This window comes from Butyricimonas sp. Marseille-P3923, assembly GCF_900184685.1.
GTDB classification, from domain to species: Bacteria; Bacteroidota; Bacteroidia; order Bacteroidales; family Marinifilaceae; genus Butyricimonas; species Butyricimonas muris.
In genome coordinates, this window is the sequence record NZ_FXXL01000007.1 from 786,240 (window position 1) to 802,761 (window position 16,522).

The window sequence follows — 16,522 nt, forward strand, 5'->3', positions numbered from 1 at the left end:
ATTTATACGGTTACCTGATTTTAATTTGACAATTATCCAGACTGTCTATAATAGCCAACGATTCGATATGCACGCCTCTCTCCCGCAACGTGTCACCCCCGTGTTGGAATGCCTTTTCTATAATAAATCCCATACCCGCGAGTTGAGCACCCGCTTGTTCGATCAAATCAATGATACCGTTCGCTGCATTCCCGTTCGCCAGAAAATCATCAATAAAAAGAACCCTATCTCCTTCTTTCAAAAAATCCCGACTGATACAAACATTATATTCCCGGTCTTTCGTGAAAGACCGAATCGTCGTGGAAATCATATTTTCCATCGTTTTAGGTTGCTTCTTCTTCGCGAAGACTACCGGTAACTCCAAAAGATACCCCACCATGATAGCCGGGGCAATACCACTCGCTTCAATCGTCATCACCTTGTTGAAATCCTTATTGGCAAAACGCCGTACAAATTCAACCCCGATAGACTTCATCAGGATCGGATCCATTTGATGATTAATAAAACTATCCACTTTCAGAATGCCGCCTTCAAAGCATTTACCGTCTTGTAGTATTCTCTTTTTAAGTAATTCCATATACCGAATGATTATTGCACGTTTACACTGTCTAAAGGGCAAAAGTACAAAATTTTCTTGGCTTACCTTATAATACTTTCCAAATCTACAATCACAATCCGGTTATTCTGCGCATCAAAAAGTTTATCCCCTATCCGCACCGATTCTTTTCCCACTCTCAGATGTGCTACGAGCTCTCCACCGGGATTTACGACCATAGTTTCGTCCTCGTTCGCTAAAAAATGATATCCCCGGTAAGCCATATAACTTACCCAATACTGTCCCGGTTGCAGCCATACATAAGACGCCATATCCCCGTTCACGCACAATATCGCCTGCTGATTCGTGAATACATAAGTTTTCGTGGAATCACATTCGTATAAACTCTTGTACAAAGAATGCTCGTCCATCACGAAAACATTCTCGCTTACCAGATACTTCATGGCATCTTTCTCTTGATCGTATATAAATTTAAGAGGAGAAATACCCCGTATACTATCTATCGGGAATTTAAGCATATACTTTTCAAACAAGGTGTATAACGTGTCGCCTCGCAATTGCACGTAATTAATTTTGCCCAACTCCTTGGGATAGGCCGAAAAAGAATTTTGAAATCCCGTTTCTTTGTTGAACGAAGCGATAAAAGTCTGTCCCCATGCGGGATAAAGAGTACCCACTTTACCATACCCTAAACTGACCATATATAACAAATTGTCCTTAGTGAACAGCAAAGACTGAGCGGCGATTTTGCGGGGCACTCCCTGCAGCCACAATACTTTCCCGTTTCTATCCAAACAGAATACCCGATCACATGAGGCCACGTAAATCTTATCATCTTCCATGTAAATATTCGATACCAGACTCTGCATTAACTCTTCTTTCCCCCGCTCGAACGGCAGATCTTTCAAAAACAGCTCATGCCGCCAGACCTTCCCGCTTTTCACGTTGAGCCCGTACAACGCGTCGGAAACCACAAACACAAGGGAATCATCCTTCCCGTTCATCTCCGTCCAACCGTATTTAGTATATAAATGGTTTTCCCATAAAACTTCACCGGTCTTCACGTCAACACCCTGCAACTTCGGGCGAGGTGACGATGATGTCAATTTGTACCCCATCGCTATTCCCCATTTTTCACTCGCGTGCGAAAAGTGATTTTTATGCTGCCACAAAATCTTTCCCGTATTACGGTCATAACAGGCAGTGTTATTTCCGGCTTCCAACAACAATATACTTCCGATAGGATTCAGCCGCTCGTATTCATTATTTATTTTCTCGCGCCATAACACTTTTTCATTCTCCGCGTCCACGGTTAACAACACCCCCGCGTTCAAAGGATTTCCTGATCGGGATAACCTTTCCAATTGCACGAATAAAGAAAGATTTATCGTATCCGGATACATGTAAGGTATATTCCCGTCAAAAACAATTTCCCGTCCCGAGATATTTATTTGACGTTCATAATCCCTACCCACGATACGGTTGGCTATTTCTTCATCGTCAACTTTACGGCGGGCTTGTGCGTCCGCCTCGGGAACAACCATCACGCATACCAAAATCAATATAGAAAAACGTATAAAATGTAATGTTGTAACCATAAGTGCGGACTTTTAAATCTATTCCTACAAATATAGAATATTTCTTTAAAGAAAAAAGAAGGTTCATAAAGTCAAGGAATATATCCCTACAACTTTACGAACCTTATAAACCTTATTATGAACTTTATAAACTCAGCCTAAAGTCCTTTTTGTTTCTCAACCCACAACCGTGCATTCACGAATGCCTCTATCCACGGGCTCACTTCGTCATTTTCACGTCCCTCTGCATAATAGGCCCAGTTCCACGGGTGTATAGAACGTTCCAAATGAGGCATTATCGCCAGATGGCGACCGTCCTTACTACATATTGCTGCGGTGGCAAACGGCGAGCCGTTCGGGTTGGCGGGGTATGTATCATGCGAGTAACGTACCGGGATATTGTACTCTTCCTGACCGTAAGGCAGGTAGAATTTCCCTTCCCCGTGAGCAATCCAGATTCCCAATCGTGTTCCGGCCATAGTCTTCAACATCACGGAATTGTTTTCCTCGATATCGACACTCAGGAAAGCCGACTCCAACTTGTGGGAATCATTATGCAACATCTTCGCTTTCTCCTTGTGTTCCGGGTAAATCAAATCCAACTCCACCATCAACTGGCAACCGTTGCAAACTCCCAAGCTCAAAGTATCTTCACGTTTGTAGAAATTTTCCAAAGCGATACGAGCCTTCTCGTTATACTTGAAAGCTCCTGCCCAACCTTTAGCTGAACCGAGTACGTCCGAATTGGAGAATCCGCCCACGAACACGATAAAATTCACGTCTTCGAGAGTTTCCCTACCGGTAACCAAATCGGTCATATGCACGTCCTTCACGTCAAATCCAGCGAGATGCATTGCCCAAGCCGTTTCGCGCTCGCATTGGCATCCTTTCTCCCGGATAATAGCCGCCTTGATACCCGACGATTTCGTGCGGTTGCGATCTAACCCGAATTGTGCCAGTTTTCCCGTGAACGATGGGGCAAACTTGTATTTTAACTCGTGATGTTTGTAATTCTTGTATCTTTCAAGAGCTAATTCATTACCGCTCTGACGACGATCCAGCAAATAAGACGTCTTGAACCAAAGATCCCGCAAAGACGGAATATCGAGATTCAACACGGTAGCGTCCTTCTTGATATTCAACTTCCCGGCTTTACCCGTACGTCCCAAGAAGTTATAAGCGACCCCGGCTTCATCCAAGATAGCGGCAACCTTCTTGCAATCCTTGATTTGTACCAACACGCCCGGGTTTTCGGCAAACAATATCTTCACGATATCCTTCTCTGCTAAATAAGAGAAATCAATATCCAGTCCCAAACGATTGTCTGCAAAACACATCTCAAGCAACGCGGTAATCATACCTCCTGCCGAGATATCGTGTCCGGCAAGAATATACCCCTCGTCCACCAAACGCTGAACGGCAGTGAAAGCAGCGGCGAAATAATCCGCATCCTTCACGTCCGGGGTTTCTCGTCCCACCTTGTTCAATATCTGGGCAAAACTGGAACCTCCCAATTTCAACTTATCGAAAGAGAAATCAATATAAACGATTTCTGTATCCTTGTCCGCCTTCAATACCGGAGAAACGATTTTCTTCACGTCGATAACCTCTCCCACGGTGGAAACGATCAACGTACCCGGTGCGTATACTTTATCCTTGCCGTATTTCTGCGTCATGGAAAGGGAATCCTTTCCCGTCGGGATATTGATACCCAACTCTATCGCGAAATCACTGGCAGCCTGTACCGCTTTATACAAACGGGCATCCTCTCCGGCGTTCTTGCAAGGCCACATCCAGTTTGCCGACAGGGAAACACCCCGCAGTCCCTCTTCGACCGGAGCCCAGACTAAATTAGTCAAAGCCTCGGCAATAGCCAACCGGGAACCATTGGCAGGATCAGCCAACGCGGCAACCGGGGCATGCCCGATAGAAGTCGCGATACCTCTCTCCCCGTGATAATCCAATACCACGGCACCCAAATCGTTTAACGGCAATTGCAACGGTCCGGCACACTGCTGATGAGCCACCCGACCGGATACGGAACGGTCGACCTTGTTCGTCAACCAATCCTTACAAGCCACCGCTTCGATTTGTAATACCTGCTCGATATACTCTTCAACTTTATCGGCACTATATTCTATTTCTGCAAAGTGTTCTTTTTTACTCTTGTCCTCCATGATCGTCTTCGGCGGATTCCCGAACATATCGGTCATCTCCAAGTCGATTGGCTTTTCCCCGGTCTTCCCGTCCTCGAACACGAAACGGTGATCTCCGGTCGTTTCCCCTATCACGTACATCGGTGCGCGTTCGCGGTCAGCCACCCGTTGCAATGTTGCCACGTCCCCGGATTTAATCACAAGTCCCATGCGCTCCTGCGATTCGTTACCCACGATCTCCTTGTCGGAAAGTGTCGGATCACCCACGGGCAACTTATCCAGATGAATCAAACCTCCCGTTTCTTCCACCAATTCGGACAAGCAATTCAAATGCCCGCCTGCCCCGTGGTCATGAATAGACACGATCGGGTTATTCTCGCTTTCCGCCATAGAACGGAGCGCGTTACATACCCGGCGTTGCATTTCCGGGTTGGAACGTTGCACGGCATTCAACTCGATAGCGTTGGCATACACACCCGTGTCAACCGATGAAACGGCACCGCCGCCCATGCCGATACGATAGTTGTCGCCACCCAACAACACAACTTCCTCACCTACCTCTGGGGTATGTTTCGTTGCTTGGTCTTTATTACCGAACCCGATACCCCCGGCTTGCATGATCACCTTGTCGTAACCATACGTTTTCTCGTGTTCCTCGTGCTCGAAAGTCAGCACGGAACCCACGATTAGCGGTTGACCGAATTTATTGCCGAAATCCGAAGCCCCGTTCGAAGCTTTGATTAATATATCTTCCGGAGTCTGGTACAACCACTTCCGGGGATCAATAGCCTGTTCCCACGGGCGGTCTGCGTCCAAGCGAGGGTAGGAAGTCATGTAAACAGCCGTACCCGCTAACGGAAGAGAAGCCTGTCCCCCGGCAATACGGTCGCGGATTTCACCGCCCGTACCGGTTGCAGCTCCATTGAAAGGCTCTACCGTTGTCGGGAAATTGTGCGTTTCCGCTTTCAACGAAATCACCGTGTTAATATCCCTCTGCGTGTAGAAATCTGGTTTATCCTGTGATACCGGGGCAAATTGCACGCTGGCAGGTCCCTCGATAAAAGCACAGTTATCCTTGTAAGCCGATACAATACGATTAGGATTCGTCTTGGAAGTCTTCTTAATCATGGCAAACAAGCTTTCCTCCTGTTCTTCCCCGTCAATAATAAACCTTCCGTTAAAAATCTTGTGCCGGCAATGCTCCGAATTCACTTGCGAGAATCCGAACACTTCCGAATCCGTCAAACGACGGTTCAACTTCTTGCTCAAACTCTCCAAATAAGAAATCTCATCCTCGTTCAAAGCCAACCCTTCCTGTTGATTGTAAACCCGTATATCCTCGATATACACGATCGGGTCCGGCTTCTTGTCAATCGTGAATATATCTTGATTTAACCCCTTGTAGAATGCTTGAAGCATCGGGTCAAAAGTTGCTTTCTCATCTTCAACGCGAGTAAATTCCTCGATCCTCAATATCCCGGCAATCCCCATGTTCTGGGTAATCTCCACGGCATTCGTGCTCCACGGGGTAATCATTTCCCGGCGAGGCCCCACGAAAAAGCTATCCAGAACATCCTCCCGCACTCTCTTCGCACCACTGAACAACCATTCTAATTTACTTACGTCTAAAGGATTTTCCGTATCTTTATAGTGTACGGCATACACTGTTGCATCTTTTTGATAGAATACTATAGCCATGCGTTTTATTTGTTTATTTTCAACTACACGTGTTCGCACCGCGAATATAATAAAAAATTCCCCGCCAGCCTCTCAACTCGCGGGGAAAAAACCGGACAATTCGCATGAAACCGCTTTTTGCCCGGTCCATAAAGTCGAGCCTTCGGCTCTTAAGGTTCATAAAGTCCATAAGGTCACGGGCGTCCCCTTCGGACTGTGTTCATCGGCAGCTTTGCTGCCGTAAGCTAAGCGCCCGCAGGGTCTATGGACTTTACGGACCTTATGAACTTTATAAACCTTTGACTAATAGGGCAAAAAACACTACTCCAGTTGAACCGTCACGCTATTCGACGCCTTTCGTTTGTCCTTCGACAACATGAAAGCGTAAAACACGAGATTCTCTTTACTCCATCCCTCGTCCATCGCGATCGATGTTGAACCCGCTTCCTTACGATTCCTGCAAGCTTCCACGATCATCTCCTTTTTGGTCTTCTCGTAAACCACCACGTGCAACACGTCCGTCGGGTTAGCTACCGTGTTCCACCGAGTTTGAGCCTCCTGTGAAACCATCACCTTACCGTTCTCCTCGTCCACCGTGATAGTCACTTTACCGTTTTGCAAAGAACCAGCGGCACACTTGAGTTTTTCGAAATCAATCGTGGGCTCGTAATTCTCGTCCACCGTCACTGCCGCCATGTTCGATGACACGAACGCGTTATAGAACGTACTTCCACCCTTACGTCCCGGGAAACCAAGGGCCGCCGCCGGGGCAAAATACCGGGAAACCTCTTCCAGTGCCTTCAACTTCGCCCGTTGCGTCAATTGCGCGGGCGTCCGCGGGTTGCGCACCGTGTTCCTCTTGCCTCGCGCGATACTGTACCCGTTCGCCCCAGCGTACATCGTCACGTTAGCCACTGATTTTCTCACGTCTCCCAACAAAAATGATTTAAATAATGCCATAATCTCAAATTTTAAAATAAAACATATATTCATAACACGAAATGTAAATTCTCCGAGAAATCATCTCTCCCCGCTGACCCGAAGAAACAATAAAAATGTACCTTCCCTCTTTCCTCGCTCGTGAGCTCTATCTCCACGAGTTCATCCCCTCGAATTGCCCCGGTTTCTCCCGGTCCGATAATCCGGAAATTCTTGTCCTCCGTCATCACCACGCACCACAATTCGTCCGCCAGCCGTTCATCGCTCAACATATCTTCATTCCTCCATGTCAAACGAACCTTATCACCTTCCCGGCACGCTTGTAAATCATGGGGCAAACCCAAGCCTCCCGAGCTGAAACGCACCAAATCATACAACAATGCAGTCCCGTTAAACGCCCGGATATTGGCCTGCACGAAAAGATTATATGCCGAACGCTTCTTTCTCCGCCCCACAGCCTGCCACACGAGAGCCAGCAATGTCTGGCGGACAACCCCGTAAAACGTGACCGTTCCCCGCATTCTCTCCCTGTAATACAATTGCAACTCCGAACGACAATCCTTCACCTGTCCCGGGGATGTTCTCATGTAAAGATTATCCCCTACCTGATAATAAATCACCCTCCCTATCTGCCCCGAAAAACGATTAAACACACTTGAATAACAACGAGCCATAACAACCTCCTTTTCTAATTAATTAAACTTTAATCTCTTCTTCAACTCCTCGAAGGGAAATGCCGGTCCCGGGTCTACCTTTCGTGAAGTGATATCCGAATGCCTCACGAGATATTTGATCTTGTACCTTTCTTTCAGCAAGCGGCAAACCTCTTCCAGAATTTTAAACTGCCCCTCGGTAAACAGATGCCAGTACCTCGCTCTCCCTTCTATCTCGGTCGTGTACACCTGTTCGGGAGAATATTCCCGTCCGAAATACGAGTAATACCTGTCGCCTACCCGTTGCAACTCTCCGGCGTTATCCAACTCTATGCCTATCGAACAATCATTCAAGTTCACCCTTCCGGCATGGTAACTCTTCCCCGCGTGCCACGCTTTCACGTCAAAAGGCAACAACTGGAATATCTCCCCGTCCCGACCGATCACCACGTGAGCCGATACTCCCGTGTCCGGTCTGCTCAAGTAAAGGGCAGACGAAACAGCGCTTGCACCTCCCGTCCCGTGCAGCACGATAGTATCCGAGTGCGATAACCTCACGTTACATTTCGAACACTGTAAATACTTCACGTTATCCCCGAACAACAAATTGTCAATAATTTCCATAACACTTCAAATTTAAAATGAAACACATGCCTTATTTCTGTCTTCGGGACAACAGGTTACCGGTAATCGTTTCCCCGCTTCTACCAATCACGTACCCGCCTATCCCGATTTCCAGCAAATCCCAAAAACGGGAAGTGTCGGACAACATTGACGACTCCGTGAATACTCCCAGTACAACCAATAACGTGAGCACCAACATCACCATCGGGCGCCACGACCGTTGCAACCAATTTCCCCGCATCTCATCACCCACTGCCGCCGACTGTTCACGCACCAGCTCACTCTTGTAACGATACACCAGAGATTGAATCTCCTCCTGTATCTTCTGTTTTTCTCTCGAGGACACCGACAATCGATTCACGATATCCCCAATCTCTCTAATCACGTTTTGTAATACTCCCATAATCTTTTGTAATTTTTAATTGTATTCCAAAAGTACATCCCAAACCGCCCTTTACCAAACGAAATTATCTGAATGCCCCGATTTATTATCTGAATGCCCGGAAAAATTATCTAAACGAAACTTATTCTACCTTTATCTATACAAGGTCATCTCACAAGCACGATTAATAATTAACGATTTTATCTTCTATGCACTTTTATCCTCTTCCCCCTTTTTCTCTGACCTAAAATTCCAAAACACGAAACACCCGAATACCTCCTCCCGGTAACGGGAACTCATCGGTATCAAAATATCATCAATGTAGATTGTGTTATTGACAAACCCCTCAATCTCCCAAAGATTCACGATATAACTCCGGTGAACCCGCCGAAACATATTCCTCGGCAACAACAGTTCGGTCGCCACAAGAGGATTGGTGACGAAAAGCGTGGACCGATCCCGAAAATAAATACGACTATAACATCCCGAAGCTTCCACGTACAGAATTTCCGAGTAAAAATATCTTACTGTGCGTTCACCTTTACGTATAAAAAAACGGTCTCCCACGAGACGTTGCGATTGATCATTCAATTCTTTCATAAATCTGTAGTTTTATATTTCGTGAAATGACCTTTTCATATCTACAAACACCTTGTCGAAACTCTAAAAAACAAAAAAGGGTACGACGAAAGTGATTTATGCTTTCGCCATACCCTTGGCAGGTAATACGATATATTATTCCCTTACTAATTACAAGTTATTTATCGCTGTTATCTTCTTCACGTCCTTTACTTCTATCTGCTGCTCCTTCATTTTTATCTTCCTCCGTGAAAACCTTCAATTTTTTCCTCCAGTAATCCCGCATCGAGCCGATCTGTTCACATGAAATCTTCCCCGCATTTTCGTCTAATTTCACCCCATCCTCGCCACAAGAAAACGAGTTTGAAATTTTCTGGATCTCATACCGATACACCCCACTAGGAATCACGTGTTCCGAATCTCGTTCCACGTACAAGGTCAAACTGTCATAATCATCCCACTCTCGCTTAAGGCAAACCACGTTATCCGCTAACGAACACAAGGGATCTGTCAACGAAGCATTCTTATCACAAAGCAACATCGTTTCCAAATTATATTCCCGGCACAATGACACAAATGCCGTGAGGAAAAGACTCTCCTTCCTCAAGAAAGGAAAACTGTAATCGATCTTCTGCAAATCATCAACAATCACGCGAGAAATTTTTTGTCCATCCGAGAACGGCAATTCCACTTGCTCCTTGATCACGGCAAAAAGCTCATCTGCCGAAATACATCCCGTCCGAACCCCGAAAAAATGAATATAATCGTAACACGAACGACACTTTCTCAACTTGCAGGATAGATTACAAATTGCACACCCTCTATTCTCGTACTTGCTCTCATCTTCGAAACAAGGCACAACATTCTCCTTGTCCCTGAAACCGGGACAAATAATCTGACGTCTCATGTCCGCCTCCTCCTTGTCGAAAAGAATAACCAACGAGTGCTTCTTTTGACAGGACGCATTAAAAATACCGGCATTAACGATAAAACGCTTGAAACTGTTCGGGTTTCCCACCAAAGCGGTAATCTCCTTTCGGGCAAGTTGATTGTTTTTTTCACCTGCCTTCCCCTTTTGTCCCAGGATTATCCTCTTCAATATATCCATCCCAATTTCTTCGGTATGCTTCCTATTTTCCACTTGCCGATGATACATCTCTTTCAGGAACTCATCCTCTTTTACCCGTTGTTTCTCCTGATAGGTCTTATAAGAATAATCCGGTTTCGAGGAAGTGATTTTCTCGGCACGCATGTACTCCGAGTACGAATCGTGCAGGATACTCTCGTGCGTGTTCAACAAAATATGCGCCAGGTAATGGCGGCGTTGCAGTAAACGATGTATACTTGGGAACACTTCCAAACCGGCATCTCGCAATTTGTACTGGTGCCAACCGTAGGAAACTGACTGGAACACGCACTTCGAAATTTGCAACTCGTGATACGTGTAAGCGTTCTCCGGCTCCTCCTTTCGCCGCATATCGATAATGATATCCGCGTTACATTTCACGTTCTTTCCCCTCTCGTCAAAAACTAAAATCGATACCCGTGCCGTTTCCCGCAAAGATCTTTCCAGGTGGGATAACGGCAACCTCGCCAGATCCTCCGATGATAATTCAGCGAAACCGTCCACGACTAGGCACGGCCGAGATTTATTCGCCCGTTCGCGGGCGATATCGTCCACGATCAGGTCAAATATCTGCAACACCGTGCGGGAATAATAATAATCCCAGTCTCCTCCATCCGAGGACTCGTGATGATTAAAATCGACATTAAAAAAATCATCCCTCATCTCCTTCGGTAAAGCCCCCAAAGCCCCCTTGTTATCCCGGCAATAATCCGCCAACCGATCGCTAAAACGATAGAACAACATGTTGTCATTAGCATCCCCTTTATCCAAACGTTTGAAATGCAAAGCGTTCGTGCGAGTATTATAGTAGATCGTCCGATCGCACAAGTACCGGTCTATACACTCCTTGTAATCGGCAGGAAGGCTTAGTCCATTTACATCGTTGCCGTACTCTCGCAAAGAGAGAGTTTGTAAATCGAACAAACTCTTCCCCAACAAATCGTTATGCCACTGGCTCCCTCTCCCGCTTGCATTCTCCCTTATAATCGTGTTCACTTGCTTGGAGATCAATAAATCAAGAAGCATATTCTCCAATCGAGCCGTGTCCTTGTTCAACGAGTAAAACAAGGGGGAGGCATCCGTGCAATCCCCGATAGAATAAAGATCTCGTGTCAACCCGTGCATCATTTGCATCGCCAGTTGTATTTTGTTAATTCCCCGGGGACCCCGGATCATGATAATGATCCCGTCATTAGCACGCGACGACCGCCCCTCCTCCCTCGCTTGTCTGTTATCGTGAAACGGTTGCAGGTGTATACCCCCGTAAAAAAGCTCGTTCAACCCCTTGATTCCCGTGGACAACTTCTGTACTATCTCTTTTTTATCCATAAAACGCCCTTATTTAAATCCATTCTTGACTAAATCGGAAACCGTTTCACCGAGCCAACGGTACAACTCCACGTACCCGTCCTTGTGAAACAACGGCACCACCCCGTTCTCGAGATGAAAGGTATCCTTGATATTCTTTAACGTCTCGTACGTCCTCGCGTGGGAATCATCTCCCCGCGCATTTCCCGCGTGCAAATAATAAATCTTATCCTCGTTACCGCAACGGCTGGCATAATGAAGCATCCGTTGTACTGTCATGTCCGACAACGACATTCCCGCCAGCAAACAGGTGTAATGACTGAAAAAATGCAACTGGGTAGCGGTTTGCCAGGAATACACTTCCCGGGAATTCTCGTAAAACTCCTCCATCGACAACACGATCTCGTTACCCGCGGAAGGGATCACTTGCGACGGTGACGGGACAAAACCGTGAACGTGATACACGAACAAGTCGTTAGACCCGAGCTCCCGGTCATACAGTGAGCCGGAAATATCGTGCACGCGAAAATTCTCGCGACGATTCAGCCAATCCAGTTCCGCTCCCGAAAAATAATCCTCCCGTTCTTCGTACAGTATCTTTATCGCCTCGGTCAGGAAATTATCGTAATTATATGTCACCACGCCCTCAATCGACGGGCACAGCAAGATCACTCGTGCCAACTGGTACAACGTGTGAAACGGGTATTCATTATCCCCGTCATTCTTTTCCCGAGAAAAACTGTAATTATCCCGGAATACCCTCGCCAACAAATCCTTGTTGCACTGCCCGTAAAAGAAATCCTGTATTGCGGACGTGTAACTGTTTCCCAGCACTTTTTTTACTATAGATGCCTGAACAATAAGCGGGAACTCCCGGTTAATAAACTCATGAAGTTCAAACTGTTCCTGAAGATTTCCTTTACCTGTCATGGAAAAATTCATAGCACCCTTCAGCTTGTCAAGTACCTCGTTATCAAGACTGCGTTCTATAGACAAGTAACGTATTGCCTTGTCAAACAAGTAACGCAACAAATCTTCCCAGAGCAAATGTTTCCCTTTCGTAGCATTTATTCCCGCTCCCACGAACAACACCATCCGTTTTTTCCTTCTAAAATCTTCCTGAAGTTGATAAAAATAACGATTGAACTTCATTGTTATATTTTCAGCCACTTAATCTAAAATCATAAATCAAGAATCACCCCAATCACTCGTTTTATATCTTCATCCGTCAACATTGGTCCCGAGGGCAAACACAACCCAATCTTGAACAACCTCTCACTTGTCCCGTTCCCGTAAAAAGGCGCATCCTTGAACACCGGCTGCAAATGCATAGGCTTCCACAATGGGCGGCTCTCGATATTATCCGCATCCAAAGCCAACCTCACGTCCTCCCTCGTGAAACCAGCATCTTCCGGGTCCACCGTAATACACGTCAACCAGTAATTCGAGTTAAAATCTCCCCCCGTCGGCTGGCACATCACATTCACTCCCTTCACTCCGGCCAATAACTTCACGTACAAATCGTGAATCTCCCGTCTCCGGGCAACGTGTTCATCCAGCACGAACATCTGTCCTCGCCCGATTCCAGCGCAAATATTACTCATCCGGTAATTATAACCGATCTTCTCGTGCTGGTAATGCGGGGCCTGCTCCCTCGCCTGCGTGGCGTAAAACAACGCCCGCTTGGCCCGTTCCTCGTTCGGACAAACTAACGCCCCGCCACCGGAGGTCGTGATAATCTTGTTCCCGTTAAACGACAACGCCGCGTATTCCCCAAACGTCCCACACTTCCTCCCCTTGTACTCGGAACCCAACGCCTCCGCCGAATCCTCCAGCACGGGAATGTTATAACGACCGGCGATCTCTAAAATCTCGTCCAACTTCCCCGGCATCCCGTACAAGTGTACCGGAATAATCGCTTTCGGTAATCGTCCAGTCTTTAGCTGTCTATCCTTTATCGCTTCCTCCAGCAACACCGGATCCATGTTCCAAGTATCCACTTCACTATCCACGAACACCGGAGTTGCCCCTTGATAAGCGATCGGGTTCGCCGATGCCGAGAACGTGAAACTCTGGCAAATTACTTCATCCCCCTCCTTGACACCTAAAAGTAACAACCCCAAATGCAATGCCGCCGTTCCGGCACTTAAAGCCACCACCTGCTTCCCCTCGTCTTCAACTTTCAACTTTCCATTTTCAATTAAAAAATCCTTCAAGGATTTTTCAAAAGCATTCACGTTCGGTCCCAGCGGAACAACCCAATTCGTATCAAACGCTTCCTGTATAAACTCCTGCTCCCTTCCTCCCATGTGGGCGAGAGAAAGCCAAATTTTAGGCCTCATAAACATCGTATTTTATTGCTATTTAATATCTCAGCTATCCAATATATCTTTCGCATGTACTATCAACCCGTGTCCCGGACAAATCAAAGTATCTGGCAAGAACAAAGCTTTTAGTTTCATCAAACTTTTTTCATTATCCTCCTTATTACCTCCCCGCAATTTTGTTACAGTCTTTATTCCTGGTATATAAGAATCTCCCGTAAAGAAGTAATCTCCAACTTTATAACACAAGCATCCTTTATCATGACCTGGTGTTGAAACAACATTCATAAAAAGATTTTCTTGAAGCTTTACATCATATCCATCTTCAAGAATTTTCACATTTCCCCCTCCAAAAACGAACGGATTTTCGTGATAAAATGAAAAATTTAATTTAGCAGAAAAAAGTCCTTCTTTTCCATATTCCGAAACATAAATTACACAATCAGGAAATTCATTTACCAACTCGTTTAATCCATAAATATGATCAAAATGAGAATGGGTTATAAAACATCCCTTCACGTCGTTTTTAGAAGTCAATAACTTTTTTACTTTACAAATATCCCCAACATCTACCAACCAAACCCATTGACTTTTTGTCTCTAAAAGTACATACGTGTTAGACATAAATACATCATTTTCCAACCTATATACTTCAAGTTTCCCCATTCTCAATAATAATTTAAAGTTTAACTTCTATAAACTTCTTTCCATTAGAGAAAGTTAATTCAAGAAATTCAAGATATCTCTTACCGTTTCAAACTCCCGAATTTGTTCTCCCGTCAATTTTTTGTCAAACTCGTCATCGCAAAGAACAATAAGAGACAATTTCGCCATCGAATCATACTCAACAATATCCTTAAGCACAGAATCTTCTGTTAAATAATTTTCATCTAACTCGAAAATTTCTTCGAGCATTCTCATTTTTTCTTGATTTGTCATATTCTTCTATTTTAATTAAGACGTTAATTTTCCTCCATCCACGTTTATACATGATCCTGTAATCATTCTTGACAGATCACTTAACAAAAACGCAATTGAATTTGCAATATCACTAGGCTCGCAAGCCCCTAGATATTGTCTTGATTTTATTGCTTTGGTTTCCTCCGATTCTATGCCCATTTGCTCGAAATTAGCTGCCATTAAGGTATTAGTCACCCCGGGGGCAACCGTGTTTACCCTAATATTTTTAGGGGCCAATTCCTTTGCCAGACATCTCACAGCAGCATTCATCGCCCCTTTCGATGCACAATAAGCCGTCTTGGTCGAATTTCCTAAAAAAGCTCCAAGTGCTGAAATCCCAACAACATTCATCCCCGCAGGGTTAAAATTTCCCTTGATTGACAAACATCTAACGACTTCCACAAACGAGAAATAGTTGATATTCATCACCCAAAGCATGAAATCATATTTCGACATCTTTAAGGGGCGTACGGTACCTACACCTACGCAATGCACAAATCCATCCACTGGACCGTGTTCCATTATAATTTCCCTCACGATAGGCTCAATCCCTTCTACGTTAGAAAAATCACAAACGTAACCGGCATGCTTGTCTCCAGATAATAATTCTTTAGTTCTCGTTATATTTTTCTCATCAATATCCATGAGGATAATTTTAGCACCCCAGCTATCAAGTAGTTTTGTCGTTTCTGCACCAATACCTCCTATTCCAGAAACGATAAAGGTCTTACCCGTAAAATCTATTATATTCATAATGTATAGCCTCCATCTATTACTATTGAAGTCCCCGTTATCGTTCTAGTTGCATCACTTAAAAGAAAAGTAACGACATTTGCGATCTCCTCGGCTTTCGATATTCCCAAAACCTGTTTTTGGCTGGTAAATTCTTCATTTAAAATATTAATATTTTGAATATGTTCCTTCTCAAAATCAACATCAACACCACCCTTTTGTACAGAATTCACCCGAACTCTTTTATCAGCTAACTCGACAGCCAAACATCTGATGGCTGCATCAAGAGCCGCTTTTGCAGCACAAAATACCATTTTAGCCTTCATCGCTCGGATACTACTTATCGAAGACATAGCTACCACGCTTGCCCCTTCTTTCAATCCTTTGGCTTTATTGATCGAACGCATTACCTCAATAAACACATTAAAATTATCATTCAAAATCTCGTTTACGTAATTTGGTTTCACGAATAGAAGTGGTCGAAAATCACTATGAACAAAACAGAATACCATCCCATCGAAAATTCTATTGTTCTTCACGATCTCCTTTATATCAGTCTCGATCTTTGATGTATCATGCTCATCATAACATATCACATTCGCTCCTAAGTTAGAAATCTGGCGAATAATTGCCTTATCTATATCGGAAACACCTCCTATTACTAGAATTTGTTTCCCCGTTAAATCCATCGGGTTAATCATTCTATTTTTGGAGTCTTTGTATCAAATCCCAAATTGTTTGAATAGAATTAAAATTCTCAGGATCAAGCTCGCTAATACGAATCTGAACTCCAAAAACGTCATCAATTTCTGAAATAATTGATACAACATCAAAAGAATCAAGCAAACCGTCCTCTACAAGAGCAATTTCATTTTCAAAATCTATATCAGGACGAATTCCTTTTAAAAGTTCTAATAATTTTTCCATAC

Annotated in this window: 16 protein-coding genes; all 16 read right to left on the bottom strand. The window is 44.8% G+C overall.

The features are described from left to right. Positions 1-10: 10 nt before the first annotated feature. On the bottom strand, positions 11-577 hold the full coding sequence (gene xpt, locus CS948_RS14880; protein ID WP_099292489.1) for a xanthine phosphoribosyltransferase: 567 nt from the start codon (positions 575-577) through the stop codon (positions 11-13). 62 nt (positions 578-639) lie between these two features. Further along, positions 640-2,154, bottom strand: coding sequence for a PQQ-binding-like beta-propeller repeat protein (locus CS948_RS14885; protein WP_099292490.1), 1,515 nt, complete (start codon positions 2,152-2,154; stop codon positions 640-642). Positions 2,155-2,291: 137 nt separating this feature from the next. Next, on the bottom strand, positions 2,292-5,987 hold the full coding sequence (gene purL / locus CS948_RS14890; RefSeq protein WP_099292491.1) for a phosphoribosylformylglycinamidine synthase: 3,696 nt from the start codon (positions 5,985-5,987) through the stop codon (positions 2,292-2,294). A gap of 300 nt (positions 5,988-6,287) precedes the next feature. Beyond that, positions 6,288-6,926, bottom strand: coding sequence for a DUF6266 family protein (locus tag CS948_RS14895; protein ID WP_099292492.1), 639 nt, complete (start codon positions 6,924-6,926; stop codon positions 6,288-6,290). A gap of 29 nt (positions 6,927-6,955) precedes the next feature. Continuing rightward, the gene (locus CS948_RS14900) at positions 6,956-7,579 is read right to left on the bottom strand and encodes a hypothetical protein (protein WP_099292493.1); all 624 of its coding nucleotides are present in this window, start codon (positions 7,577-7,579) and stop codon (positions 6,956-6,958) included. 18 nt (positions 7,580-7,597) lie between these two features. Beyond that, positions 7,598-8,182 (bottom strand): N-acetylmuramoyl-L-alanine amidase, encoded by a 585-nt coding sequence (locus CS948_RS14905; protein WP_099292494.1) that lies wholly within the window; start codon positions 8,180-8,182, stop codon positions 7,598-7,600. 31 nt (positions 8,183-8,213) lie between these two features. Then, positions 8,214-8,585 (bottom strand): hypothetical protein, encoded by a 372-nt coding sequence (locus CS948_RS14910; protein WP_099292495.1) that lies wholly within the window; start codon positions 8,583-8,585, stop codon positions 8,214-8,216. 186 nt (positions 8,586-8,771) lie between these two features. After that, positions 8,772-9,164 carry a LytTR family DNA-binding domain-containing protein gene (locus CS948_RS14915; protein ID WP_099292496.1) on the bottom strand — a complete coding sequence of 131 codons (393 nt, stop codon included), beginning with the start codon at positions 9,162-9,164 and terminating at the stop codon, positions 8,772-8,774. 157 nt (positions 9,165-9,321) lie between these two features. After that, on the bottom strand, positions 9,322-11,598 hold the full coding sequence (locus CS948_RS14920) for a hypothetical protein (protein WP_099292497.1): 2,277 nt from the start codon (positions 11,596-11,598) through the stop codon (positions 9,322-9,324). A 9-nt stretch (positions 11,599-11,607) separates the two neighbouring features. Beyond that, the gene (locus CS948_RS14925) at positions 11,608-12,729 is read right to left on the bottom strand and encodes an SIR2 family protein (RefSeq protein WP_099292498.1); all 1,122 of its coding nucleotides are present in this window, start codon (positions 12,727-12,729) and stop codon (positions 11,608-11,610) included. Positions 12,730-12,758: 29 nt separating this feature from the next. Then, positions 12,759-13,919, bottom strand: a complete 1,161-nt coding sequence (locus CS948_RS14930) for a DegT/DnrJ/EryC1/StrS aminotransferase family protein (protein WP_099292499.1) — start codon at positions 13,917-13,919, stop codon at positions 12,759-12,761. 30 nt (positions 13,920-13,949) lie between these two features. Next, positions 13,950-14,567 (bottom strand): MBL fold metallo-hydrolase, encoded by a 618-nt coding sequence (locus CS948_RS14935; RefSeq protein WP_099292500.1) that lies wholly within the window; start codon positions 14,565-14,567, stop codon positions 13,950-13,952. A 54-nt stretch (positions 14,568-14,621) separates the two neighbouring features. After that, entirely contained in the window at positions 14,622-14,840 is a 219-nt protein-coding gene (locus CS948_RS14940) for an acyl carrier protein (RefSeq protein ID WP_099292501.1), read from the bottom strand. Positions 14,841-14,855: 15 nt separating this feature from the next. Further along, entirely contained in the window at positions 14,856-15,614 is a 759-nt protein-coding gene (locus CS948_RS14945) for an SDR family NAD(P)-dependent oxidoreductase (RefSeq protein ID WP_099292502.1), read from the bottom strand. After that, positions 15,611-16,282 (bottom strand): SDR family oxidoreductase, encoded by a 672-nt coding sequence (locus CS948_RS14950; protein ID WP_176555070.1) that lies wholly within the window; start codon positions 16,280-16,282, stop codon positions 15,611-15,613. Before CS948_RS14950 ends, CS948_RS14945 begins: the two co-directional genes overlap by 4 nt. A 13-nt stretch (positions 16,283-16,295) precedes the next feature. After that, positions 16,296-16,520, bottom strand: coding sequence for a phosphopantetheine-binding protein (locus CS948_RS14955; protein WP_099292504.1), 225 nt, complete (start codon positions 16,518-16,520; stop codon positions 16,296-16,298). Positions 16,521-16,522: the final 2 nt, after the last annotated feature.